This window comes from Pseudomonas caspiana (assembly GCF_040224095.2).
Taxonomy (GTDB): Bacteria; Pseudomonadota; Gammaproteobacteria; order Pseudomonadales; family Pseudomonadaceae; genus Aquipseudomonas; species Aquipseudomonas caspiana.
Map to the genome: position 1 here is coordinate 769,584 of NZ_CP167995.1, position 23,872 is coordinate 793,455.

A 23,872-nucleotide genomic window follows, 5' to 3' on the forward strand; every position below is an offset into this window, starting at 1 on the left:
CGCCGTCCTAACTTATCCACAGGTGGCTGACCTTTGCTCAACGAGTCCCGCCGCCGCGCTTATTTGACTGCCATGCAGGTGGTCAATTGGCTGCCGCGCACCGAACTGCCTTTTGCGGCTCCGTCACGTCCGGAGCTGCTTGCTCCGCTTGCGCCACAGGTTGAACCGGTGGCGGATATCGCGGTGCCAGAGGCTGCGGTCAATCAAGTGGCGAGTGCTGTTGCGGCGAGTCCTGCGCCTGTAGTACGGCCAAAGATCGAGGTGCCGAGACCTGCGGCCACCAATACCCGCAAGCCTGCGGTCGCCGAAGATGAGGCCGCTCCCGCGCCGGTCAAGGCCGCCGTTGTGCCGCCGCCGCGTTTCTCGCTGCAATTGCTGCGCGCCGGTCGTTGCATGGTGCTGGTGGAGTTACCCACAGGTCAGGCGTTTCAGAGTCGTGATCCGGCTTATTTGTTGCTCAAGGACATGCTGCGCGCTGCCGGTTTGCCGGACAGTCCGCAGATTATCGGTGAACCGGTGCGCTGGCCTTTGCTGAGCCGCGGCCAGATTGATCAAGGTCCTGAAGCGGCTCGTGATTTTGTTCAGGGTTTTGTTTCTGCTCGTCTGGAAGAGGCACCGTGCGCCTGCCTTTGGCTGGTAGGTCTGCCATCGGTGCGCTTCGCTGGTGAGGCCAATGCCGAGGCTTATAACAGTGAACTCGAGGTTGAAGGCCTGGGTTCTGCCTGGGCGTTGCCGGGTCTTGAATTACTGATGGACGAGCCGCAACGCAAGGCCGATGTCTGGAAAGCCATGCGTCGGCTGATGGCGCGCTGGAAACCGATCGATGAGTGACGCCATAACCTTCCGCCCGATGACCGAGGCGGATCTGGACGCTGTACTGAAGATTGAATACGCAGCGTTCACCCACCCCTGGACTCGCGGCATTTTTCTGGATGGCCTCAAGTCCTACGAAATCTGGCTGATGTTCGAAGGCTCCCAGCAAGTCGGTCATGGCGTGGTTCAGGTCATCATCGACGAAGCGCATTTGCTCAACATCACCGTTAAGCCGGAGAGCCAGGGCCGTGGTCTGGGTTTGCGTCTGCTTGAACACTTGATGTCGCGTGCCTACCAGTTGAATGCCAGGGAATGCTTCCTCGAACTGCGCGACAGCAACCGCGCTGCGTATCGCCTTTATGAGCGCTTCGGCTTCAACGAAATCGGCCGCCGCCGGGACTACTACCCGGTTGCGGGCGGTCGCGAAGATGCGCTGGTCATGGCATGTACGTTATTTGAGTAAGTTCACCGAACCCCTGTAGGAGCGAACTTGTTCGCGAGAGATGTCTCCTGACGCACCACCTCGCCAACAAGTTGGCCCTTACAAAAGATCAAATCTTCTCAGGCTTGCCATCCAGCGGATCCAGTCGGCCCAGTTCGGCTTCATCCAGACCATCGCCACCACCAATGTCATCTTCATCGACTACGGTCAGATCGAAGTCGGCAGGGTTGTCTTCACCGTCTTCTTCGGCCGAGCGGGCACCGTCTTCGCGGATGAGAATCTCTGGATCCAGATCGTCGTCAGTCGGGTGATGATCCGGAGTCGAAGCGCCGGTTAAACCTGCTTCGCGCACACGCTGCTCTGGAATCTCGTGGGCGAGCTCATCTTCAGGGATCAAGTCGCCGATGCGTGCATCGTCGCCTTTGTCGTCGAAGTCCAGCTCACGCATGGAGCCCATACGGTCTTCGTTATCGTCAATCGGTTCAGGTTGGGTTGCACCGTAAGGACGGCGGGAATCATTCATGGCGAATCCTCATTATTCAAGGGCGTGAAGGGTGGACCGGCACCTATCCTGAAGATTCCTTTTGCTTGCACGAGTGGAGGCGAAAATGAGTAGTGACCCGGACCGTCGAGCCCCTGTCATAAGCTGGCACATCTTCGAGGCATGACACATGAACGAGCTACAAGACCTGATCGACAACAACGAACGTTGGGCAGACGCGATCACCAAGGAAGATCCTGAGTTTTTTGCCAAGCTGGCACGCCAGCAGACCCCGGAATTCCTGTGGATAGGTTGCTCGGACGCCCGCGTACCCGCGAACGAGATCGTCGGCATGCTGCCGGGTGATCTGTTTGTGCATCGCAACGTAGCGAACGTGGTGCTGCACACCGACCTCAACTGCTTGTCAGTGATTCAGTACGCCGTCGACGTGCTGAAGGTCAAACACATCTTGGTCACCGGCCACTATGGCTGTGGCGGTGTCCGGGCTTCGATGCAGGATCGCCAGTTGGGTCTGATCGATGGCTGGCTGCGCACCATTCGCGATCTTTACTATGAGCACCGCGACACGTTGGCAAAGCTGCCCACCGAGGAAGAGCGCGTTGACCGTATGTGTGAACTCAACGTTATTCAGCAGGTGGCGAACGTCGGCCATACCAGCATTGTGCAAAACGCCTGGCATCGCGGGCAGAGCCTCTCGATCCACGGTTGCATCTACGGCATCAAGGACGGCCGCTGGAAAAGCCTGAACGCGACCATCAGCGGCTTTGAGCAACTGCCGCCGCAGTATCGTTTGCGTCCGTTGGGGGAGTAAGTAGCGTCTGGGCATAAACCGGACCTGTAGGAGCTCACCGAGGTTACGAGGCCAGCGATTGCGGTGTATCTGACGCACCCCAATCGCTGCCTCGCGTTGCTCGTGAGCTCCTGCAGGCCCGTGTTTGTTGCGAGACAGCGCGGTGTCCGCGACACCGCGCATTATTTACATATACGGATGAGCTGCCGGCGCCGTCAGTGGCTTCTGCAACTGTTTCAACGAGCGAGATACATCGCCAGTCGCACACTTGGCTTCAGCTTGTGCCTGGTTCAACTTGCGCACGTCGGTGTAAAACAACACACAGGTTTTGGCCTTGTTGGTCACCTGCCAGTTCTGCGTACAGCTGCTCAAGGTAGCTTTCGGGTCCGCGCCTGGTTTTTGCCCCATACCCGCCTGCCAGCAGGCCGCACTCAGATCCTGCCCCATGACCGCCAGCCCGGCGGCATCTGCCTTGGCTTCATCGCCGCCATAGTTGGACTTGTCAGCGGCGTACCAGATGTAGCTCGGATGGTTCGATCCCAGCACCGGCACATTCTGCCCAGGGTTCGGGCTAATCGTTGCCAGGCCCAGCACCGGCACGCTGGCTGAGTATTGTTGCTTGATCCAGTTACGCACCGGCGCCCCAAACGCAACCATCGGCAGCGACGCACCCGCAGCGTTCTGGCTCAGTTGCTTGACCATCGTGGTCTGATAATCCTGGAAGTAACTGTAAACACCTTCCAGTGAACTGCCCGCCGAGGCTGGCGCGGCAATGGGCGCGATATCGATGATGGTCTGATAACCCGGCGTCTGCGCGGTCGGGATGCCGTTGTAGGTCAGCAGCTGTGCCCAGCGGTCGGTGGTGTTGGACTTCAGATAATCCTGAGCCTGGGTCAGCGAATAGTCTGGCGGAAAGTGCAGCAGCTCAACGCTTTTGCGGTTCTCCAGCGCCATGCCCAGCGGCAGGAACAAGTACCAGTTGTACTGCCACTTGTCAGGCCCGGAGGCGAGGAGTTTTTGCGCGCCGCTGTAAGCCAGGTCACCCGCGTCCAGCAGCTGGGTCAGAGGTTTGTCATAACCGTCCGGCACACCGCTGATCTGCGCGTAGATCACATCGTTGTCATTAGTGACGGTGACTTTGCCGGTGTAGCCATCACGCTGCACGCTTTGCGTCAGATAGTGCTCGACGGTCTGTTCCAGCGTCCAGTTGCGATAACAGATGACGTTGCAGTTGTTGGGGAAGGCGAAGAGTTGGGTGACACGCTCCCGGCTACCCAGCTTGACGTTGACGTCAGCCTGAGCCATGGCACCAAACGTCAGAGTGGCGAGTGTTGCAGTCCATACAGCGGCTTTCAGCATGCTCATATCCTTTTTGGCAATCTGCCCCGAGGTTTGGGGTTGCTTTAATATTGAAGCAATGTGCCATTACGAATAAATGGGGGCGCGGTAAATATTTATTACCTGCCACTCTAAGCGTGCTGTATCGATTTGTTCAAAGCACGAAACGCTGAACCATGACGTTCAAATCCGTCGCCAGCACTGACAGCGCATTACTGGCAGCAGTGGTTTGATGCGCGCCAGATGCACTTTGAGCCGACAGATCGCGAATGCTGCTGAGGTTGCGGTCCACTTCACCGGCCACTTGTGCCTGTTGCTCGGCTGCGCTGGCAATCAGCAGGTTGCGGTCGTTGATGGTCGACGTTGAGCTGATGATCACGGTCAGCGCTTCTCCGGTCGCAGCTGCCTGCTCAAGCGTCACGTTGGCTTGATTGGCGGTGAGCCGCAGTGCTTCAGCCGTCTCTTGAGTGCTTTGCTGGACACTGTTGATCAGCCCTTCGATTTCCGTGGTCGAGGCACTCGTGCGTTGCGCCAGGGAGCGGACCTCATCGGCCACCACGGCAAACCCGCGTCCGGCCTCACCGGCCCGCGCCGCTTCAATGGCAGCGTTGAGTGCCAGCAGGTTGGTCTGATTAGCGATAGCGCGAATCACGTCGAGGATCTTGCTGATGCTCAGTGTGCGTTCAGCAAGGCCTTCGGCCTGATGTGAAGTGTCCAGCACATTGCCGGTCAGTTCCTTGATCGAGCCGATGGTGTCGGCGAGGCGCGCTTTACCGTTGGCCGCTGCTGCGTTCGATGCAAGAGACTCGGTCGCCGTGTTGCTGGCATTGCTGGCGACTTCCATGGCCGCCTGGCTCATTTGATTGACCGCGACGGCCGCTTGCTCGATTTCGCTGTTCTGTAGCTTCAGGTTTTCTGCGCCGGATTCAGCGATGCTGCTCATCTCCTGTACAGACTGCGAAAGCTGGTTGGCGGCTGCGTAGATCTGTTCGATGGTGGTGTGCAGATTGCCGCGCATCCGGCCGAGCATGGTCAACAGCTGAGCGGTTTCGTCTTTGCCGTCGGGAATCGTCTGCGGGCTCAGGTCGCCATCAGCAATGGTGCTGGCGATCGTTAAAGCCTGACGGACCGGGCGAATGATGCTGACGCTCAAGCGCCAGGCCAGCAGCAGAGTCAGAGCCATCACTACCGCAATGGCGCTCAACGCGATGATGCGTGTCTGGGCATAACTGGCACTGGCTTTGTCGACCGCCGTCGCTGCGCTTTGCTTGTTGAGTTCGCGAAGTAGCTGCACTTGCATGTCCATCAAGTCGCCCTGCAAGGACAGCATGGTATTGGCCAGCATGCGGGCATCTTCAATCTTGCGCTGCTCGATCAGCGCGATCTCGTCATAAAGACCGGGGATGAACGCTTTGTAAGCATCCTGCAAGGCCACGAGGGAGTCTCGTTCGGTGCTGTCTTTAGCGTGGGCCAGATAGTCGGCGAAGCCTTTTTCCGCGTCATTCTTGAGGGTTTCGACGTTGATCTTGCTGGTGACGACCGCGCCGGGGTCGTCCGCATTGGCGATCAGGCGGATGCTTTCGCTGCGCATTTTGATCAGTGTGATCGCCAGCGCATCGGCCATGGCGATGCTGGGCAGTGAGCCACTCTCCACTGCTTCGCCTTGCTTGCGGATTTCTTGCATCTGGAACAGGCAGAACGCCCCTAGTGCCACGGTGAGCAACGAGGTGATGCTGAAACACAGCACCAGACGCTGAGTGATCTTCAAGCGTCGCAGGACTGAAGTCCCGGAACGTCGACGCAAAATGCCAGGCAATAATTTTTTCACAGAGAGGTAAACCCAATCGATAGAAACATCGGAGACTGGGTTATAGGGCAGTTCTGTGATGTCTTTGTGACATCGCCAATGTTGACGTCAAATTTCCGATGAGTCGTTTGGCCTGAGTTGTCGCGCCGTATCCACTTCCTGCATCAGCTCGTTCAGAAAGCGTTTCATGCGTTCATGCCTGACCTGTGCCAGCCGAGTACCTGTGATGGTCTGAAAGCCATCGGCCAGATGGAAGAGCTTGGTGTGGAAGTGATCCACAGCAAAACGCTTATCGTCGTAGTCGCGGTTAGACGCGTGCGGGTCTTGCGGATCGTACAACTCACCGCCCATTCGCCCTGAAACGTAAAACATCCGCGCCACGCCAATCATCCCCAATGCGTCGAGACGGTCAGCGTCCTGAAGGATTTTTGCTTCGAGTGTTTCAGGTGTGATCGCCGCCGAGAAGCTGTGCGCCTCTACCGCATGGGCGACTGCATCGATGCGTTCCTCACCCCAGCCCATCTCAGTCAGCAGATCCCTGGCCTTGGCCGCCGCCAGCCGCGAAGCGCTGGACCTGAACGGCGAGTTCTTCTCCACTGACACGCAGTCATGCAGCAAAGTCGCCGCGATCAGAATCTCAGGGTCGCCGCCTTCCTCATCGCGAATCGCGCAAACGTTATTCCACACCCTTAGTAAGTGCGAAGTGTCGTGAGACCCATCGACTTTTTCGGCCACGGTGTGCGGCAGTAAAAAGGTGGCGAGGTCCTGGTAAGGGGCGAATGGGTCAGTCATCTGCGGTACCGGTAGGCATGAGCGTTAAAGACAGCATTGCAGAGAAACCGGCAGGGGCAAACGACCATCTTTATTCGAAGCTTCAAACGTATTGCCAATGGATTTACAAGCCTGCATCATTTGTTAATGATTTTCATTGGCAATCGAGATGTCCTACGCTCTGCAACGTCGTAATGACGCGCTTGTTCATCTGTTTGGCGAGCATCACGGCTGGCTGGTTGATCGCCTGCGTGCGCGAATCGGCTGTCGCCATGACGCAGCGGACATGGCCGCCGAAACTTTTGTCCACGTGCTGGCATTGCCCGACACCCAAGCAATCCGTGAGCCTAGAGCGCTGCTGACGACGATTGCCAAAAGGTTGATATTCGCCAGCTGGCGTCGGCGTGATCTGGAGCGTGCTTATCTCGAGTCGCTGGCGGCCGAGCCTGAACTGTTCGAGCCTTCTCCCGAAGCACGTTATCTGGTGATGGAAGCCTTGCTGGAGGTTGACCAACTGCTTCACAGCCTTTCTTCCAAAGCCAGGGCTGCCTTTCTTTACAGCCAACTGGATGGTTGGACCTATGCCCGGATCGGTGCTGAACTGAACGTTTCCGCGCCGCGGGTGCATCAATACGTTGTGCAAGGTCTCAAAGCTATTTGTGCGGTTGAGCGATGAACGAGCTACCCGCGGCCCTCGAACAAGCCATCGAATGGCACGCCCGCCAGGCCTCAGGACAATTCACTGAGGGGGAGCATCGTGCGTTCGAACGCTGGCTTGCAGCCGATCAATCTCATGCAGCGGCATGGAATGTTTTGCGCTCACGGCTCGATCAGACCTTTTCGAATTTATCCGGCAGCCGCGCCCGTCAGGTCTTGAGTGCCGGGACCAGTCGTCGCCATTTGCTGCGCGGTGCATTGGCCGTTGGCGGCTGCGCGCTGGCCGCCCGGCTGGTCACCTGGCCCGGCATGCCGCTGGACAGGCTGACCGCAGATATCACGACTGCCAACGCTCGGCGCCAGACGTTTGTTCTGGCTGATGGCTCCAGCCTGACCTTGAACGCAGAAAGTGCTATCGACGTGAATTTCACCGCGAGCATGCGCACCGTGCGCTTGTTGCGTGGCAGCCTCATGGCGCATATCGAATCCCAGGATCGCCCCTTCCAGCTGGTATGCAATGACGGCAGCGCGCAGTTGGTCTCTGGTCAGTGTTTGCTGAGCCAGTATCAAGACCACGCGCAGTTCTGGTTGAAAGCCGGAACCGCACAGCTCCGGTCGCAGCGTCAGACGCTAGCGCTGACTACCGGGCAGGGCGCGCGGCTGGATGCGCTGGGCGTGCACGCATTGCCGGTCAGTCAAACCGACCCCGGTGCATGGGTGCGCGGTTTACTGGAGGTCAGTGATCAATCGCTCGGGCAGGTGATCGACTCGTTGCGTCCCTATCAGCGCGGGGTGCTGCAGGTTTCCGATGCCGCGGCGTCTCTGCGTATCTCTGGCGTCTTCAGTCTGGATAACAGCGATCAGGCACTGGCAGCCTTGAAAGACATTCTGCCGCTGCGCATCGACCACTACTGGGGGGTATGGACCCGGATTGATCGGGTCTGAATCCCCCGCTGAAAATAAAATCACAAGAGCCCTTAACAAATCGCCACCTCACTCTACAGAACAGGTAAAGGCGCCAGATTGTGCGCTCCGTTTTGCCAGCGAGGTTGAGCATTGTTCATGCGTCCATCATTTTTTACTCCGCTTCTCATGAGCCTGTCAGTCGCCGTTTCGGTGAGCGTTCAGGCTGCTGAAACTCTGTATGACTTCTCTGTGCCTGCCGGGCCATTGACCGGTGCGCTGATTCAGATCGGCCAGCAGAGCTCGCGGCAGATTCTGTTCATACCAACAGATGTTGCCCAGCTTGTTTCCAGGCCAGTGAACGGGCGGATGAGTGCTGCGGCTGCGGTCGAGCGGGCGTTGCAGGGTAGCGGTCTGCGTTTGCAGATTACCGCCAGTGGTGCGTTGAGCGTGCAGCCTGCGCCGAGTCAGGGTATGACCCTCGAGGCGATCAGCATCAATGCGGCTACAGCGGGAGGTGGCAGCAACGGTGAGCAAGCGGGCTACGTTGCGCAACGTAGCAGTGTGGGGACCAAGACCGACGCATCGCTGCTGGAAACCCCACAATCAGTATCGGTGGTGACACGGGCCGAAATGGATCAGCGCAAAAGCGACAATCTCTCTGACGCGCTTAAATACACCCCCGGTTTTACCAGTCAGCCAAGCGGCTTCAGTCGCACTGCCGATGATTACACGCTGCGCGGTTTCAACGTCGGCGCGGGTACTGGCGGCATTCTTCGCGACGGTATGAAACTGCAGTCCAACCCTTACGACGGTAGCGTCGAGGCCTACGGCCTTGAGCGCGTGGAAGTGCTCAAAGGCGCCTCGTCAGTGCTTTACGGTCAGCTGTCGCCGGGTGGCATGATCAATACCGTTAGCAAGCGCCCCACGGATACACCCTTGCATGAAATAGGCGTTGAGTTCGGCAACCATGATCGGCGTCAGTACACCTTCGATCTCGGTGGGCCGCTGGACGATCAGGGGCAGTTCAGTTATCGCCTGACCGGCTTGTGGCGTGACAGTGATACCCAGGTCGACCACGTTGATGATGATCGGCGTTACATTGCTCCAGCCATCACCTGGCGTCCCGATGACGACACTTCTCTGACCGTGCTGGCCAGCCATCAGGAAACCTATACCGGTTTCGCCCCGCCCACCAGCTATCGGATGACGACTTACAGCTCAACGCCTGGGTACAAGATTGGCCGTGATCAATTCACCGGTGAGCCAGGCTACGACCATTTCAACAACCGTATGGACACCCTGGGTTACCTGTTCAGCCACGACTTCAATGAGAACCTGAAGGTCAATCACAGCCTGCGTTACTTTCAGGCGAACACCGACTGGAATTATCTGATTCCGTTCTCCATCGTCGGCTCTAATCTGCTTCGACGTTACAGCGAGCGAGACGAACGTTCGACCGGATGGACGACGGACAATAATGTTCAGTACACCTTCGAGAGCGGCAACTGGAAACACACGCTGCTCGCTGGCGTTGATTACTACCACAAGACCTACGATTCGCATCGTTACATCAGCGGCACGCTGGCGCAGTTCGCGCCACCATTGAATCTGGCCAACCCGGTTTATACCGGTGTCGGGGCCAATACTGCCGCAGACAGTGGTTCAGATTTGCACAGCGCCCAGTCAGGTGTTTACCTGCAAGACCAGATTACCTTTGACGAAAAGTGGGTGTTGCTGCTGGGCGGGCGACAGGACTGGGCTGAGAGCAGAACCACAAGCCATGCCGATGACAGTCGTCAAACGCGCAATGATAAAAAGGCGACCGGCCGTATCGGCCTGGTCTATCTCGCCGAAAACGGCCTGGCGCCTTATGTGAGCTACAGTCAGTCTTTCCAGCCTGCGAGTGTCAGCAACCCGGCTTTTGGTAACGCGTTTGCGCCGCTTGAAGGTGAGCAATACGAGTTGGGTCTGCGCTATCAGCCGCCCGGCACCGATACGATGCTCAGTGCGGCGGTGTATCAGCTTACTCAGGACAACGCCCTCAGCTACGACGCTGCCAGCGCGACCTACGTCCAGTACGGTAAAACCCGCTCAAAGGGGCTGGAGCTGGAAGCCAAGACAGAGGCTACTGACAACCTGACGCTGACAGCGGGCTACGCCTATACCGACTCGCATGTGATCGAAGACAGCGCCGAGAGTAACGTCGGCAAGCGTATTGAAGGCGTTCCGTATCACAGCGCCAGTGTCTGGGCGAGCTACCGTCTGGGGGCATTCGGTATTCCGCAAATGCGCGTGGCGGCAGGCGCCCGTTACATCGGTACGACTCGCACTACACCGACAGACTATGAAGGCAAGATCGGCGCTTACACCTTGGTCGATGCGCTGGTCAGTTATGAAATCGGCAAGCATTGGGAGGTGGCCGCCAAGGCGCAAAACCTTGCGGATCGCAAATACCTGTACTGCAACACAACCTGCAGGTATGGCGATGAGCGAAGTGTGATCGGCTCGGTGAGTTATCGCTGGTAGCCAGAACCCGCGTAAACGCCGGAAGTTGCAGGAGCTGTCGACGGCTGTGAATGGCGGTGTGTCAGGTGTATCGCTTTCGCAGCCTGGGGCCGCTCTCATCAAACAACATGCAAGCTAATGGATTGAAATGCATTTTCTGTAGGAGCTGCCGAAGGCTGCGAAGCATTTATCCTGACACGCCGCCATTCGCAGCCTGCGGCAGTTGCTACAGGAGTCGTGGGTCAGAAAACCAACTTGTACCCAATAAACGCCAACATGATCGCCAGGCACGGGCGCAGAATGTCATCCGAGACCCGGCCCGCAAGGTGGCTGCCCAGATAAATTCCCGGCAACGAACCCAGCAGCAGGAAGCCCAGAATCCCCCAGTCCATATTGCCCATCCCGGCATGACCCAGGCCTGCCACCAGCGTCAGCGGCACGGCGTGGGCGATTTCGGTGCCGACCAGACGGCGGGTGGCAAGGAAGGGGTAGAGGATGAACAACGCCACGGTGCCCAGTGCGCCAGCGCCAATCGAGGTCAGGGCAACCATGGTGCCGAGAATCAGGCCGGTGACAACTGTCAGCGCGTTCAGACTCTTGCCGCTGGGGTTATAGCTGCCGCCTGCGCGGTTGTGGGCGAACGCGAGCAGACGTTTCTTGAAGAACACCGCCGCTGCGGTCAGCAACAGAACGACGCCCAAGGCCTGCTTGATCACCGCGTTCATGGCATCGGGCGCGGCGTGCAGGGTGCTGAGAAACCACAGCGTCAGCAGCACCGCCGGAACGCTGCCCATGGTCAGCCAGCCAGTGATTTTCCAGTCGATGTTGTCGTTTCTTTTATGAACCCACACACCGCCGGATTTGGTGATGGCTGCATACAGCAGGTCAGTGCCAACGGCCGTCGCCGGGTTAACCCCGAACCACAACAGGATCGGCGTCATCAGCGAACCGCCGCCCACGCCCGTCATGCCGACGATGAAACCCACGATAAGACCCGCAACCACCAAACCCAAACCACCAAAATCCATTACTGCATCCCACAACAAAAAAGGGCGACTGCCAGAAAAAAACAGGCGGCAGCATAACGACGTTTTTAATAACGTCTTATATCGATACGGTCTATCGTTATATCTTTATTGGTGTTTGGTAGGGCCGTCCCCCGTGTCCCTGACACGGCACTGTCTCGCAGCAAACATTGGACCTGTAGGAGCTGCCGAAGGCTGCGATCGCGGTGTATCAGGAAAAATGCTTCGCAGCCTCCGGCAGCTCCTACGGAAAATGCATTTCAATACGGTAGATTGCATTTTTTTGATGAAGTAGGCCTGGTTAACGGCCGAAATGCGCAAACCGACCGGTAAAGCTTTTGGCCAGCGGGAAAGCCAGATCCCCATGCTTGCTGGTGGCCAGGCCCAGTTCGCCCAACACTTCGGCCAGCTTCACAGCCGCAGCGACACCATCAACTACCGGCAAACCCGTCAGTTCACTGACCAACCCCGGCAAGTCCGCCATGCCACCGCAACCAAGAATAATCGCCCCCGCACCTTCATTATCCCGGGCCTGTATTGCCTGTTCGGCGATGCGTTCTGCCAAGGCTTGCTCACCCATGCTTTCCAGCTCAAGCACCGGCACATCGACGCAACGCACAGACGTGCAATGCTCGGTCATGCCGTAGTTGCGCAACAGATGCTCGGCGATGATTCGGGTGCGGGTCAGCGTGGTGACCACAGCAAAGCGTGTGCAGATCAGGCTGGCGACATGGAAGGCCGCTTCGGCAATACCGATCACCGGACCGCGCGCCAGTTCCCGTGCCGCCAACAGACCAGGGTCGCCGAAGCAGGCGATGATGTGCGCGTCGTATCCCGCAGCAACGCCTTTACGGACTTCTTCGAGCACACCGACGGCCGCGATGGCTTCGTCGAAGTGGCCCTCGATGGATTCCGGGCCGGCATCTGGGCAGCAGGGGATGATTTCTGTGTCGGGACGTGCCACTGCGTGAGCGGCGCGGCCGATGCTCGCCGTCATGCTCTGGCTGGTGTTGGGATTGATGACCTGGATTTTCATGTAAGGCTCGACTCGCGGATCAACGCTTGAAAATGGTTTTGAAGTCCGGCTCAACCGGCGTCACCTGATCGACCTGCAAGCTGGCACGGATACTTGCCAGATGCTTGCCCATCCACTGCGCAGCCGAAGCGCCTTTGCCTTCTTCAAGCAGCCCAAGCAGTTCCTCATGATCGCCACAGTCACAGCCAACACTGTGCCGCGAACCGTAAACCGCGATGATCAGCGACGAGCGGGTGGTCAACTGGGCAACCTGTTCGGTCAGCACCTGATTGTCGGCAAGCGCGATCAACTGCACGTGAAAGCGCGCAGACAACTGAATAGCTTTGCTGTGCAAGCCTTCGCGCTGGGCCTCGTGCTCCTCATTGACCAGAGTACGCAGCGTCTTCAGTTGCGCGGCATCAATCTGCTCGGCCACGGCAGGCATCAGCGCAGGCTCGATCAACTGGCGCGCGGCGAATACATCCTGGGCTTCTTTAGCGGTCGGTTGAGCGACTTCTGCCCCACGGTTGGTGCGCAACGTCACCAGTCGCTCCAGTGCCAGCCGCTGCAGGACTTTGCGAATACCCGTGCGGCTGATGGCGAACACTTCAGCCAAGGCATCTTCCGGCAAGCGTGTGCCCGGCAACAACCGGTGCTCGACGATGGCTTCAAGAATGTCCTGATAGATCTGTTCATCGCGACTCAGCGTTGAATCGCTCGTGGCAGGGCTGGCGAGGAAGAGAGGATTCATAAGGCCGCTTTAACCGGTAAGTGTGAAGCTGATCGTATACAAACTCTGTGCGGTTTGCCATCACTCACTTGGCGTGCCGAAACCATGATTGTATGCACTGTCAGTGCGCATTTATGCACTTTAATCGAGCATTTGCTGGGGCGTCTGAGATTTTTTTCTATCCTGCTGAACGCCTCTAACACCGGCGCCATAAGCCGATTCCAGCAGTTTGGCATGCATCATGCCTTTCAGATCGTATACAAATAACGCCAGCCTCCGTATGCAGTCTCCGGAGCGGCATCGATCAAGGGAGAGTGCGTGCGATGAATCCAGAAATTCCAAAGGGCTACAGCCCTCGCTTGTACAACGAAGATCTTGGCCCGGTTAAGCAAAAGTGGACCTGGTACAACATCTTCGCGTTCTGGATGAGCGACGTGCACAGCGTCGGCGGTTACGTCTTTGCCGCCAGCCTGTTCGCGCTGGGCCTGGCCAGCTGGCAGGTGTTGATCGCGCTGCTCGTCGGGATCTGCATCATTCAGGTCATCGCCAACCTGCTCGCCAAGCCGAGTCAGCAAGCTGCGGTGCCTTATCCGGTGATTTGCCGTCTGGCATTCGGTGTATTCGGCGCAAACATTCCAGCGGTGATTCGCGGCTTGATCGCAGTCGCCTGGTACGGGGTGCAAACCTATCTGGCGTCCAGCGCGCTGGTCATCGTGGTGCTGCGCTTCTTCCCGTCGATGGAAAGTCTCGCTCAGGTGCAATTTGCCGGTCTGTCGTATCTCGGTTGGATGGGCTTTTTGACCTTGTGGGTGCTGCAAGCCATCGTGTTCTGGCGCGGCATGGATTCGATTCGCCGCTTTATCGACTGGGCGGGGCCGGTGGTCTACGCGGTCATGTTCCTGCTGGCGGGCTGGATTGTCTGGAAAGCGGGTTGGAGCAACATCAGCTTTACCCTGTCGGAAAAGTCCCTGAGTGGCTGGGAAGCATTCGGCCAGGTGGTCATGGCAACGGCGTTGGTGGTGTCGTACTTCTCCGGGCCTACCTTGAACTTCGGGGATTTCAGTCGTTATTGCCGGAGCATGGCTGACGTCAAACGCGGAAACTTCTGGGGCTTGCCAGTGAATTTCCTTGCGTTCTCGCTGGTGACGGTCGTGATCGTCTCTGGCACCTTGCCGGTGTTCGGTGAAATGATCCACGACCCGATCGCCACCGTGGCCCGTATCGATAACACCGTTGCCGTTTTGCTGGGTGCGTTTGCCTTCGTGACGGCGACCATCGGCATCAACATCGTGGCCAACTTCGTGTCCCCGGCTTTCGACTTTGCCAACTGCGCTCCGAGCAAAATCAGCTGGCGTGCGGGCGGTATGATCGCGGCAGTGGCCTCGATCTTCATCACCCCGTGGAACCTCTTCAACAACCCTGAAGTGATCCACTACACCCTGGACGTGTTGGCCGCCTTTATTGGCCCGCTGTTCGGCATCTTGCTGGTGGATTTCTACCTGATCAAAAAACAATACATCGATGTGGACGCACTGTTCGACGACACCCCGACTGGCCGCTACTGGTACACCAACGGCTTCAACCCGGTAGCTATCAAAGCCTTGCTGGTCGCGACCCTGATCGGTCTGCTGTTCACCTTCGTGCCGTGGTTCAAGCCTATCGTCAATTTTGCCTGGTTTACCGGTTGCTTCCTGGGCGGCGTGTTCTACCTGGTGCTGGCGCGTCGGGATGTGAGAATGGCCGCGCCCGCGTTGGCGTGAGAAGCCGACTTTGTAGGAGCTGCCGAAGGCTGCGAAAGCGATTTATCTGACATACCGCGATTCGCAGCCTTCGGCAGCTCCTACGGGGATCGGAGTCCGGGGATCGGCGTCGATGGCAAAAAAAGCCCGGCACAGGGGGAGTGTCCGGGCTAAAGGTTTGTCTGGTAACTCTGCTTGGATCAGAACCGCGGCTTAACCGCCTTCCAGTCCGGTTTGTAGCGTTGCATCTGTTTCACGTCATCGCGCTGGCGGATACCGCAGGTCAAATACTGGTCATGCAGCTTGCCCAGTTGATCCCGGTCCAGCTCCAGTCCTAGTCCGGGTGCGCGGGTGATTTTCACGCAGCCGTCGATGATTGGCAGCTTGCCGCCCTTGATCACTTCCTCGTCCGGTTCCTGCCACGGGTAGTGGGTGTCGCAGGCGTAATCCAGATTCGGTACTGACGCCGCCACATGCGCCATCGCCATCAGGCTGATGCCCAGGTGCGAGTTGGAGTGCATCGAAACCCCAAGTCCGAAGGTGTCACACATTTTCGCCAGCGCTTGCGTGTCACGCAGGCCGCCCCAGTAATGGTGGTCGGCGAGCACAATCTGCACACTGTTGAGCGCAACGCTGCGGCGGAACTCATCAAAGTCCGTTACCACCATATTGGTCGCCAGCGGCAAACCAGTGCGTTTGTGCAGCTCGGACATGCCCTCAAGACCCGGCGTCGGGTCTTCGTAATACTGCAGATCGTCGCCTAGCAACTCAGCCATGCGAATCGACGTTTCCAGCGACCAGTTACCGTTAGGGTCGATACGCAGCGGGTAGCCGGGGAAGGCTTTTTTCAATGCCTTGATGCAGGACACTTCATGCTCTGGGGGCAGGGTGCCGGCCTTGAGCTTGATGCTCTTGAAGCCGTACTCCTCGATCATCCGCCGGGCCTGAGCAACGATCTGCTCCTCGTTCAGCGCTTCGCCCCAATTGTCCGGCTTGTAAGGCGAATCCACATGTTGCGCGTACTTGAAGAACAGGTAAGCGCTGAACGGGATTTCGTCACGAATCGCGCCGCCCAGCAGGTCAACCAGCGGCACATTCAGGTAATGCGCCTGCAAATCCAGAAACGCGACTTCAAAGGCCGAATAAGCATTACTTACCGCTTTGCTGGCGTGGGAGCCGGGGGCCAGTTCGGCACCGGCAATGCTTGCCGGTTTATTGGCCGCCACCGTCGCCTGCACAATGGTGCGCAACTGGTTGAGGTTGAAGGGATCAAGGCCAATCAACTGACTTTGCAGTTGTTGCTGAATCGCCAGCGCCGGAGCATCGCCGTAGCTTTCGCCCAAACCGATGTAGCCGTTATCGCTTTCAACCTCGATGATCGAGCGCAGTGCAAAAGGCTCGTGAATGCCGCTGGCGTTGAGCAGGGGCGGGTCGCGAAAGGCGATTGGGGTGACGGTTACGCGTTTGATTTTCAAGAGGCTGCTCCCGATGTCAGGGCTTGAGGCTTATTCATGTTTTTTTTCGCGTCGGCGTCGTCAGGCTTGCCACCGCCGAGCACGCTTGGCGCATCGCCGCGAGGCTTGGTGCGGGCGAAAAAGATCACCACTGCGGCGACGAGTGAAGTAATCGCCAGGCCATACAAACCGCCTTCGATGGAGCCGGTGGTTTGCTCAAGGAAGCCAAACGCGGTGGGCGCGACGAAGCCGCCGAGGTTGCCGATGGAATTGATCAGGGCGATCACTGCTGCAGCAATTCGTGCATCCAGATAGCCTTGCGGGATTGGCCAGAACAATGCCGAGGCCGCTTTGAAACCAATCGCGGCAAAGCAGATGGCGACAAACGCGAAGACCGGGCCACCCGTGGTGGACATGAACATGCCGAACGAAGCGATCACCAATGTCACCGCAACCCAGGCCTGCTGGTATTTCCATTTGCTGGCCATGGCCGCAAAGCCATACATGGCGATGATCGAAATGATCCACGGGATCGAGTTGAACAGACCGACCTGGAAGTCGCCCAGGTTACCCATCTTCTTGATCATGCTCGGCAGCCAGAAAGTTGCGCCGTAAATAGTCAGGGCGATGGAGAAGTAGATGAAGCAGAACAGCGCGATCTGTTTGTCAGCCAGCAGCTTGAACATCGACGGCTTGATGGTCTGCGAGGCTTCGCGTTCACGCTGCTCCTCGGCGATCGCACCAATCAGCGCATCTTTTTCCTCAGTGGTGAGCCACTTCGCTTCGCTGGGGTGTGATTGCAGCCAGAACCAGACAAAGGCGCAGAGCACCACCGAGGCGAAGCCTTCGATCAGGAACATCCACTGCCAGCCGTGCATGCCCATGCCGCTGATGTGCAGCAGGGCGCCCGATACCGGCCCGGAGATGACTGAAGCGATGGCCGAGCCACTGAGGAAGATCGCCATGGCCTTGCCGCGATCAGCACCTGGCAGCCACTGCGTGAAGTAATAAATGATGCCGGGGAAGAAGCCCGCTTCAGCCGCGCCAAGGATAAAGCGCAGCACGTAGAAACTGGTTTCACCTTGCACGAAAGCCATGGCCATTGCTGCCACGCCCCAGGTGAACATGATCCGCGTCAGCCAGGCGCGAGCGCCGTAACGTTGCAGCAGCATGTTGGAAGGCACTTCGAAAATCGCGTAACCGACGAAGAACAACCCGGCACCCAGGCCATAAGCGGCTGCGCCTATGCCCAGATCGGTTTCCAGATGGCTACGGACGAAGCCGATGTTCACCCGGTCAATGTAATTGACGATGAACATGATGACGAAGAGGGGCAGGACGTGGCGCTTGACCTTGGCGGCTGCCCGGGCAAGCGCTGAGGCGTCCGTCGGACTATGGACTATGTTCACTGAGGCGACTCCCGATCATTATTTTTTTGGGGACGAGTCGATCATGGACGCAGTCTTTGTTCCGGTCTAATCTAGATTGGCACTTGATTGATACCTGGAATGAATCAATGTTTGAGCTTGCCCAACTGCGCTGTTTCACCACCGTCGCCACCGAACTCAACTTTCGCCGCGCCGCTGAGCGTCTGAATATGACCCAGCCGCCCTTGAGTCGGCAGATTCAACTGCTGGAACATCATCTGGGCGTGGCGCTGTTTACCCGCAGCACTCGCAGTGTGGCGCTGACGGCGGCGGGGCGGGCGTTTTTCGTGGAGGCGCAGAACCTGTTGGAGCGTGCCCAGCAAGCTGCCGCATCCGCTAAACGGTTTGCGGAAGGGGATATCGGTTCGGTGACCATCAGCTTTGTCGGCAGTGCGGTGTATGAGTTTCTGCCCAAAGTGATTGCCGAAGCCCGGCTCAAGCAGCCGCAGGTGAAAATCTCGCTGGAAGAAATGAACACCTATCAGCAGCACGAAGCCATGCGGGCGCGACGCATTGATCTGGGGATTGTTCGTTCACCTTTACTGCAGCCGGGCTTTGCCACCGAGTGCCTGGTGCGCGAGCCGTTTGTGTTGGCGGTGCCCAGCACTCATCGGCTGGCTAGCGCTGAAACGGTCTCAGTGTCGGACCTGGATGCCGAGCCATTCCTGATGTATTCCCACGCGGCTTATCCACCGTTCAACGAGTTGCTGACCGGCATGTTCCGCTCGGCACGGGTGGCGCCGCAGTATGTGCAATGGCTGGGATCGTCGCTGACCATTCTGGCGCTGGTCAACGCCGGTATGGGCCTGGCGCTGGTGCCGCGCTGCGCGGCGAGCGTGGTGTTCAAAGGTGTGACGTTTCGCGACATCGATCTGGGCGAGGGCGTGCAAAGCGAACTGCACCTGATCTGGAGGTCGGATAACGATAATCCGGCATTTGCGATGTTGCTGGATGCGATACGTGGGGCGGTGGCTGATGCCTCGGAGATCTGATGTGGGAGCTGAGCTTGCTCGCGATAAGGCTGGACGCGGTTCACTTTTAGATCACGTCCAGCCTTATCGCGAGCAAGCTCAGCTCCCACAGAAACCCAACACCTCAATTCGCCGCAACCTGCCCCGAAACGACCAGCGCTTTCAGCGACGCATCGAACTGTTTCAGCGCATTCACTTGCAGCACACGTTGCTGATCAATCTGCGCAGCGATTTCTGCGGCAGCCTTGTCATGCACCCACACTGAAGTCATTTCCTTGCCGCCATAACCTTCGGCCTTGCCAATGTACTGCAGGTTGGCGTCATAGAACTTGGCGACAAACCGCGCTTCAACCTGAGTATTACGCTGGGTCACCAGACGGTTGTAAGTGTCGAGCATCACCACCACATCGGGTTTGGCCTGCATCACCGCATCAAGGTTGTCGTAGACAGTCACCGAGGCGAATTCTCTTTGCAGCGAACCTTTCAGCCAGTCGATGGCCAGTTTTGGATCGGAGCTGTTGACGAACGCTTCACGGATTCTTGAATCAAGGTTGTTATTCTTCGCGCCGTTCAACGCGACCGAATGGTACTGCTCAAGATATTGCAGGGTGCTGACCGTGTTTTCGCTGTACAGCACACCCACAGATTGAGAGTGCTGCAAGCCGGAATTGCTATCGGCAACCGGCTGGAAATGGCAAGTCGCTTGCTCGGCGGCGAAGGCAGGGGCAAAGGCACCGCCAGTCAATACGGCGACAAGAGTCAGCAGGGTAGAAAATCTCATCGCGTATTCCTCGCAAGCGGTTTCGGTATGTGGCCATCCTCCTCCTTTGCCGAAAAAAGCAGAACTTGCGAATTTTGATGGTGACTATCGATTGAACGAATGATGAGATCCTTGGGTTGAAATGCGTCCTATGTGGGAGCGAGGCTTGCCCGCGATAAGGCTGGACGCGGTTCACTTTTTAGATCGCGTCCGGCCTTATCGCGGGCAAGCCTCGCTCCCACAGGGATAGCATTCCAATTCAAGCTAGTGTGATTGCTTGATCGGCCTGATCTTCCCCGCCAGCAAAACCAATATCGCCAGCCCTTGAATCACTGCCGCCAGGGTAAATATCAACAACCCGCTATTTGCCTCACCACTCAACGACTTCACCACCCCGAAAATCGCCGGAGCAAATGCATAACAGCCTTGCGCCGTCGCAACGATCAGCGCCACCACGCGTTGGGTGTGCTGACGCGGGAACTCCGCTTGAGCAATCAGTGGCGGCAGCGAAGTCGCGTTGCCGATGCCCGCGCCAAACAGGATCACACCCAGCCAGACGAGCCCTGGAGCCTGGCCAACGCCGAGCATTACGATGCAACCCAGCAGTTGAATGCCATAACTCAGGCACGCCACATTGCGTCGGTTTGCATGGGCAGGCATCAGCCAGCCCACCAGTGTTCGTCCAACGATTGCGCTGGCCGTCGCCAACCCCATCGCCAGTCCCGCTTCTTGCTCAGTCAGATGCTGCACGAGCACCAGAAACAAATGTGTAATCAGTCCGATTTGCGCAAACAAGCCCAGCGACATGCCCGCTGCCAGTGTCAAAAATTGCCGATTGCGCCACAGCGAGGTGGAAGGGGCCACCGACGGGCTGATTGCCTCGGCAGGCGGCTGCTCAGCACCGTCGGGATGTTGCCCCACATGTTCCGGGCGCAAGGCGAAGACCTTGAACGACAGCAGGGCAATAACGCTGATCGAAACGCCACCGACCCACAGCGCGGCCTGACCAAAGCCCAACTGGCTGATCAGGTAAACCCACGCCGATGAAAAAATCACCCCGCCAATACTCGCGCCGTTGTAAGCCATGGCCAACGCAGCGGGGCGCTTGCTGACAAACCACGGCGCGATAGCGGCATTTACCGCCGCCGCGCCCATGGTCACCCAGCCCAAACCACTGAGCAGTGCCGCGATGAACAATTGATAAGGCTGAGCAGCCACCGCCCAGCCGTATACGCCAAGCGCCAGGACGGTTGCGCCCGATACGGTGACGCGTGCCAGGCCAAGACGCTTATAGAGACGCGGCAGGTTGACGATCACCAGCGTGCCCGCCAGAAAGTGCAACGTCACTGCTGCCGAGCACAGTGACACCGACCAGTCGGTGCGTTGCAACACGGCATAGAGAAAAATCGGTGGTCCGTAGAAACCAATACCCCAGCCAAACACAGCCATTACAAACGTGGCAGCGACGACTTTGCTGCCAAAGAAACCCGGTTGCTTCATGACTCAATCCCTAAATGTGCTGTGAACCTCAGTATGATGAGCGGTCAAAACGATGCTTCAGGGATGGCTGAACTATGGATGTCGAATGCGCAGAGGTTTCGCTCGCTGAAGTGGCGGGCGCCATTGCTGACCCGGCTCGCTCGCGCATGCTGTGCAGTTTGCTCGACGGTCGGGCGCGCACCGCCACCGAATTGGCCGCGGTTGCCGACGTGACCGCCTCCATGGCCAGCAATCATTTTTCGCGCCTGCGTGAGCACGGGTTGGTCGAGCAACTGGTGCAGGGTCGCCATCGCTATTACCGCTTGGCCAATAGCCGGGTGGCGCGAGCCCTGGAGTCGTTGCTGTCGATCACTGGCCAACCTGCAACACCGTTCCAGCCCAGCACGCCCGCAGCTCTCAGACATGCCCGAACCTGTTACGACCACTGCGCAGGCGAGGTCGCAGTCAAGCTTCACGATGTTCTGCTGCAAGCCGACTGGATTGAGGCGCAGGGCCGGGATTACACCCTGACTGAAAAAGGCGTTGAGCGACTGGTGAAACTGGGCGTCGATGTTGATGCGATGCGTGGTCAGCGCAGACGGCTGGCTTATCCGTGCATGGATTGGAGTGAGCGCTCGCCGCACATCGGCGGCGCACTGGGTGCCGCCATTCTGGAGCTAATGCTCAAGCGCGGTTGGGTGACTCGCCAGCTCGATTCCAGGGCCTTGAACGTCACGAGCAAAGGTCGTGACGCCCTGAACAAAGCCTTCGACGGCTAAGCGTTAGCGTCTGGCTCGATAAACCGTGTCGGCTCACGACCGCTTGCGTTGAGCTGATAAATCTCGGTTGGCCGGCCCTCGGCATCGAAGAAAACCTGCCCCACGCCCGCCGAATTCCACAGCCGCTCCCCGGCTTTGCTGTGCTCCGGGATACGCGGGACTACGCGCATCAGGCGTCGTTTGGTAAACCAGTTCAGTGGTGAGCGAGGCGAATACAGCCAACGGTTCAGGCGGTCGAACCAGTCCAGCAGGCTTTGCGGGAATTCATTCTTCAAGCCGCTGCTGGTGACCTGCCAGATATGCGGATTAGCGGCGCGATGGCGAATCAGGATTTTGTAAACGAACGAGTAATGCACGTCCCCCGACAGGATCACGTAATTGCCCGGCGTTCGCGAGTGACGAAAGATATTCAGAATGACCTGCGCGGCGCCCCGATGCGCCATCCAGTTCTCTGCGTCGACCAGCAGCGGGTGCCCACACCAACTGAAAATCTTCTGCACAGTTTCAATCAGCTTCACGCCGAACACTGGCGCGGGTGACACGATGATCGCCGAAGGGTGATCGAGCAGATCCTGTTGCAACTCGCTCAGCGCTTCCCAATCCAGCAGACCGGAAGGCTGATGCAGGTTGAATTCGCTGCGCCAGCGCCGGGTGCGGGTGTCGAGCACTACCAATGCAGGGGAGGTGGGCAGCACGTAATGCCATTGCTGAAACTTCAGTAACCGGGTGATCAGCGTATCCAGGGCTTCGCTTTGCAGATAACCGTTTGCATCAGGTGCCTGGTTGACCAGTTGCTGTGTCTGCTCCAGCAAATCAGGGAAGGCATCCGGATTGTTGCCCCAGCCCTGACACAACAAATAGGCCAGCAACGCGTTGCCGATGATGCGCTTGGAAAACGGGTGGCCGTAGGCGGTTTCTTCCCACTTGGCCGAGAGGTTCCAGTCGTCCGTTACGTCGTGATCGTCGAAGATCATCAGGCAGGATAAATGCGCGAAAACCCGCGCAACGCCACCCAAACCGTCGACAAAAGTGTCGATACGCTGCTGTTCCTGTTCATAGCGAGGTTGTTCACCGGCTTCGAAAACAGGACGTGTCGGGTCGATCAGCGTCCACGGCACCGGTGACCAGACCAGCAGGTACATGGCAATCACTTCGGAGAACGTCACCAGATGGTTATCGGCCGTGCTGCTGGTGAAAATCGGCTTGCGCGCGCCACCGAAGAACCGTTCGCGCAGGGTATCGTTGCTCTTCAATGCCGGTAACAGGTCGGCGCGGTTGTAGTAGCTGGCCGGATGGTTGTAGAGCTCGGCGCTGTCGCTGATCACGGCTCCGTCCAGGTGCTCATGGAACAGACCCAGGCGTTCAATCAGCGCATGAATGGCGCGCAGCATCGGTCCGGCCACATCGTCGGCGTAAACCTGATCGCCGCTCATCATCAACAGCGCCGGGCGATGCTCGGCATCCGGATTGGCAGCGATTAGCCGGTCGGCGCACAGCAGGCCTTCATCTGAAGCGTGATGGGGTTTGCGGCATGAACCGTGGAGCAATTGTTCGATGGTGCTGCGCAGCACGAAGTCCGGCAGGGATCGGTCGGCATACAGCAAATGCGGCGCCCATTCGGCGATGCCTTGCTGGCCGTCGATCAACAAGTCGTAGGCAATGGCGACATCGCAGGGCAGGGCATCATCCAGCGGCAAGTCGATCAGATGAATGAAGGCATTGCGACCTACTGCAACGACCTGGCATTGCTGTTCATTCAGCGGGTAGTCATGGCCCGGAAGGCGAAGGGTCAACGTCAACGGTCGCGAACCCACCAGCCACATCACCAGACGCTGAGGCTCAAGGCGACGCAACAGAGGGCCAGCAAGAACGGCGGGAAGGGAATCAGTTGAAGACATCCGGCAAATGCACCCAGGCAACAAAGAGCCGTCGATAGTACCTCATGTCATAAAATATTGAGGT

General features: G+C 58.1%; 21 protein-coding genes. 9 read left to right on the forward strand and 12 right to left on the reverse strand.

Features of this window, described 5'->3' with window-relative positions; all coding sequences use genetic code 11:
* Positions 1 to 33: 33 nt before the first annotated feature.
* Together ABRP31_RS03490 and rimI are read left to right on the forward strand one after the other, a co-directional pair.
* Positions 34 to 831, forward strand: a complete 798-nt coding sequence (locus tag ABRP31_RS03490; protein WP_349973036.1) for an energy transducer TonB — start codon at positions 34 to 36, stop codon at positions 829 to 831.
* Complete coding sequence (gene rimI / locus ABRP31_RS03495; RefSeq protein WP_087273743.1) at positions 824 to 1,276, forward strand: ribosomal protein S18-alanine N-acetyltransferase; 453 nt, start codon at positions 824 to 826, stop codon at positions 1,274 to 1,276. Before ABRP31_RS03490 ends, rimI begins: the two co-directional genes overlap by 8 nt.
* A gap of 88 nt (positions 1,277 to 1,364) precedes the next feature.
* Here the strand turns inward: rimI and ABRP31_RS03500 are convergent, their stop codons facing one another.
* Complete coding sequence (locus tag ABRP31_RS03500) at positions 1,365 to 1,778, reverse strand: serine kinase/phosphatase (protein WP_349973037.1); 414 nt, start codon at positions 1,776 to 1,778, stop codon at positions 1,365 to 1,367.
* A 148-nt stretch (positions 1,779 to 1,926) separates the two neighbouring features.
* Here ABRP31_RS03500 and can point away from each other — a divergent pair, with 148 nt between their 5' ends.
* Positions 1,927 to 2,568 carry a carbonate dehydratase gene (gene can / locus ABRP31_RS03505; protein WP_027900176.1) on the forward strand — a complete coding sequence of 214 codons (642 nt, stop codon included), beginning with the start codon at positions 1,927 to 1,929 and terminating at the stop codon, positions 2,566 to 2,568.
* A gap of 165 nt (positions 2,569 to 2,733) precedes the next feature.
* Here can and ABRP31_RS03510 read toward each other — a convergent pair whose 3' ends face one another.
* The 3 genes from ABRP31_RS03510 to ABRP31_RS03520 form a co-directional block, all read right to left on the reverse strand.
* The gene (locus ABRP31_RS03510; protein WP_349973039.1) at positions 2,734 to 3,906 is read right to left on the reverse strand and encodes a hypothetical protein; all 1,173 of its coding nucleotides are present in this window, start codon (positions 3,904 to 3,906) and stop codon (positions 2,734 to 2,736) included.
* 133 nt (positions 3,907 to 4,039) lie between these two features.
* Complete coding sequence (locus tag ABRP31_RS03515) at positions 4,040 to 5,713, reverse strand: methyl-accepting chemotaxis protein (protein ID WP_349973041.1); 1,674 nt, start codon at positions 5,711 to 5,713, stop codon at positions 4,040 to 4,042.
* Between the two features lie 87 nt (positions 5,714 to 5,800).
* Positions 5,801 to 6,484: an HD domain-containing protein gene (locus tag ABRP31_RS03520; protein ID WP_349973043.1), complete on the reverse strand. Its 684-nt coding sequence runs from the start codon at positions 6,482 to 6,484 to the stop codon at positions 5,801 to 5,803.
* A gap of 148 nt (positions 6,485 to 6,632) precedes the next feature.
* Here ABRP31_RS03520 and ABRP31_RS03525 point away from each other — a divergent pair, with 148 nt between their 5' ends.
* The 3 genes from ABRP31_RS03525 (at position 6,633) to ABRP31_RS03535 (ending at position 10,552) form a co-directional block, all read left to right on the forward strand.
* Complete coding sequence (locus tag ABRP31_RS03525) at positions 6,633 to 7,139, forward strand: sigma-70 family RNA polymerase sigma factor (RefSeq protein WP_087273750.1); 507 nt, start codon at positions 6,633 to 6,635, stop codon at positions 7,137 to 7,139.
* Entirely contained in the window at positions 7,136 to 8,065 is a 930-nt protein-coding gene (locus ABRP31_RS03530; RefSeq protein ID WP_349973047.1) for a FecR domain-containing protein, read from the forward strand. Before ABRP31_RS03525 ends, ABRP31_RS03530 begins: the two co-directional genes overlap by 4 nt.
* Before the next feature lie 117 nt (positions 8,066 to 8,182).
* Positions 8,183 to 10,552 (forward strand): TonB-dependent siderophore receptor, encoded by a 2,370-nt coding sequence (locus ABRP31_RS03535; RefSeq protein ID WP_349973049.1) that lies wholly within the window; start codon positions 8,183 to 8,185, stop codon positions 10,550 to 10,552.
* Between the two features lie 221 nt (positions 10,553 to 10,773).
* On the opposite strand, the gene ABRP31_RS03540 is transcribed toward ABRP31_RS03535, so the two are convergent.
* The 3 genes from ABRP31_RS03540 to ABRP31_RS03550 form a co-directional block, all read right to left on the reverse strand.
* Entirely contained in the window at positions 10,774 to 11,559 is a 786-nt protein-coding gene (locus ABRP31_RS03540; protein WP_087273730.1) for a sulfite exporter TauE/SafE family protein, read from the reverse strand.
* A gap of 298 nt (positions 11,560 to 11,857) precedes the next feature.
* Positions 11,858 to 12,592, reverse strand: a complete 735-nt coding sequence (locus ABRP31_RS03545; RefSeq protein ID WP_349973052.1) for an aspartate/glutamate racemase family protein — start codon at positions 12,590 to 12,592, stop codon at positions 11,858 to 11,860.
* A gap of 19 nt (positions 12,593 to 12,611) precedes the next feature.
* Complete coding sequence (locus ABRP31_RS03550) at positions 12,612 to 13,322, reverse strand: GntR family transcriptional regulator (RefSeq protein WP_087273726.1); 711 nt, start codon at positions 13,320 to 13,322, stop codon at positions 12,612 to 12,614.
* A 302-nt stretch (positions 13,323 to 13,624) separates the two neighbouring features.
* Between ABRP31_RS03550 and ABRP31_RS03555 the strand changes: the two genes are divergently transcribed.
* A complete protein-coding gene (locus ABRP31_RS03555; RefSeq protein WP_349973055.1) occupies positions 13,625 to 15,061 on the forward strand; it encodes an NCS1 family nucleobase:cation symporter-1 in 1,437 nt (478 codons plus the stop codon).
* 179 nt (positions 15,062 to 15,240) lie between these two features.
* On the opposite strand, the gene ABRP31_RS03560 is transcribed toward ABRP31_RS03555, so the two are convergent.
* The gene (locus tag ABRP31_RS03560; RefSeq protein ID WP_349973056.1) at positions 15,241 to 16,515 is read right to left on the reverse strand and encodes a glucarate dehydratase family protein; all 1,275 of its coding nucleotides are present in this window, start codon (positions 16,513 to 16,515) and stop codon (positions 15,241 to 15,243) included.
* Entirely contained in the window at positions 16,512 to 17,903 is a 1,392-nt protein-coding gene (locus ABRP31_RS03565) for an MFS transporter (RefSeq protein ID WP_349973058.1), read from the reverse strand. The genes ABRP31_RS03560 and ABRP31_RS03565 overlap by 4 nt, the downstream gene beginning before the upstream one ends.
* Before the next feature lie 107 nt (positions 17,904 to 18,010).
* On the opposite strand from ABRP31_RS03565, the gene ABRP31_RS03570 reads away from it, so the two are divergent.
* Positions 18,011 to 18,913, forward strand: a complete 903-nt coding sequence (locus ABRP31_RS03570) for a LysR substrate-binding domain-containing protein (protein ID WP_087273716.1) — start codon at positions 18,011 to 18,013, stop codon at positions 18,911 to 18,913.
* A 103-nt stretch (positions 18,914 to 19,016) separates the two neighbouring features.
* Here the strand turns inward: ABRP31_RS03570 and ABRP31_RS03575 are convergent, their stop codons facing one another.
* Both ABRP31_RS03575 and ABRP31_RS03580 read right to left on the reverse strand, forming a co-directional pair.
* Positions 19,017 to 19,673, reverse strand: coding sequence for an ATPase (locus tag ABRP31_RS03575; RefSeq protein ID WP_349973060.1), 657 nt, complete (start codon positions 19,671 to 19,673; stop codon positions 19,017 to 19,019).
* Between the two features lie 243 nt (positions 19,674 to 19,916).
* Complete coding sequence (locus tag ABRP31_RS03580; RefSeq protein WP_349973062.1) at positions 19,917 to 21,152, reverse strand: MFS transporter; 1,236 nt, start codon at positions 21,150 to 21,152, stop codon at positions 19,917 to 19,919.
* Positions 21,153 to 21,226: 74 nt separating this feature from the next.
* On the opposite strand from ABRP31_RS03580, the gene ABRP31_RS03585 reads away from it, so the two are divergent.
* A complete protein-coding gene (locus ABRP31_RS03585) occupies positions 21,227 to 21,910 on the forward strand; it encodes a helix-turn-helix transcriptional regulator (RefSeq protein WP_087273710.1) in 684 nt (227 codons plus the stop codon).
* Here ABRP31_RS03585 and ABRP31_RS03590 read toward each other — a convergent pair.
* On the reverse strand, positions 21,907 to 23,808 hold the full coding sequence (locus ABRP31_RS03590; protein WP_349973064.1) for an alkaline phosphatase family protein: 1,902 nt from the start codon (positions 23,806 to 23,808) through the stop codon (positions 21,907 to 21,909). The two genes, ABRP31_RS03585 and ABRP31_RS03590, sit on opposite strands and share 4 nt — an antisense overlap.
* Positions 23,809 to 23,872 lie beyond the last annotated feature (64 nt).

Bases quoted from the DNA above. Each gene is read 5' to 3' on its own strand.
- can (WP_027900176.1), top strand. From the start codon at position 1,927: ATGAACGAGCTACAAGACCTGATCGACAACAACGAACGTTGGGCAGAC.
- ABRP31_RS03500 (WP_349973037.1), bottom strand. From the start codon at position 1,778: ATGAATGATTCCCGCCGTCCTTACGGTGCAACCCAACCTGAACCGATT.
- ABRP31_RS03580 (WP_349973062.1), bottom strand. From the start codon at position 21,152: ATGAAGCAACCGGGTTTCTTTGGCAGCAAAGTCGTCGCTGCCACGTTT.
- ABRP31_RS03575 (WP_349973060.1), bottom strand. From the start codon at position 19,673: ATGAGATTTTCTACCCTGCTGACTCTTGTCGCCGTATTGACTGGCGGT.
- ABRP31_RS03555 (WP_349973055.1), top strand. From the start codon at position 13,625: ATGAATCCAGAAATTCCAAAGGGCTACAGCCCTCGCTTGTACAACGAA.
- ABRP31_RS03530 (WP_349973047.1), top strand. From the start codon at position 7,136: ATGAACGAGCTACCCGCGGCCCTCGAACAAGCCATCGAATGGCACGCC.
- ABRP31_RS03570 (WP_087273716.1), top strand. From the start codon at position 18,011: ATGTTTGAGCTTGCCCAACTGCGCTGTTTCACCACCGTCGCCACCGAA.
- ABRP31_RS03525 (WP_087273750.1), top strand. From the start codon at position 6,633: ATGTCCTACGCTCTGCAACGTCGTAATGACGCGCTTGTTCATCTGTTT.
- ABRP31_RS03545 (WP_349973052.1), bottom strand. From the start codon at position 12,592: ATGAAAATCCAGGTCATCAATCCCAACACCAGCCAGAGCATGACGGCG.
- ABRP31_RS03520 (WP_349973043.1), bottom strand. From the start codon at position 6,484: ATGACTGACCCATTCGCCCCTTACCAGGACCTCGCCACCTTTTTACTG.
- ABRP31_RS03510 (WP_349973039.1), bottom strand. From the start codon at position 3,906: ATGCTGAAAGCCGCTGTATGGACTGCAACACTCGCCACTCTGACGTTT.
- rimI (WP_087273743.1), top strand. From the start codon at position 824: ATGAGTGACGCCATAACCTTCCGCCCGATGACCGAGGCGGATCTGGAC.
- ABRP31_RS03590 (WP_349973064.1), bottom strand. From the start codon at position 23,808: ATGTCTTCAACTGATTCCCTTCCCGCCGTTCTTGCTGGCCCTCTGTTG.
- ABRP31_RS03585 (WP_087273710.1), top strand. From the start codon at position 21,227: ATGGATGTCGAATGCGCAGAGGTTTCGCTCGCTGAAGTGGCGGGCGCC.
- ABRP31_RS03535 (WP_349973049.1), top strand. From the start codon at position 8,183: ATGCGTCCATCATTTTTTACTCCGCTTCTCATGAGCCTGTCAGTCGCC.
- ABRP31_RS03540 (WP_087273730.1), bottom strand. From the start codon at position 11,559: ATGGATTTTGGTGGTTTGGGTTTGGTGGTTGCGGGTCTTATCGTGGGT.
- ABRP31_RS03550 (WP_087273726.1), bottom strand. From the start codon at position 13,322: ATGAATCCTCTCTTCCTCGCCAGCCCTGCCACGAGCGATTCAACGCTG.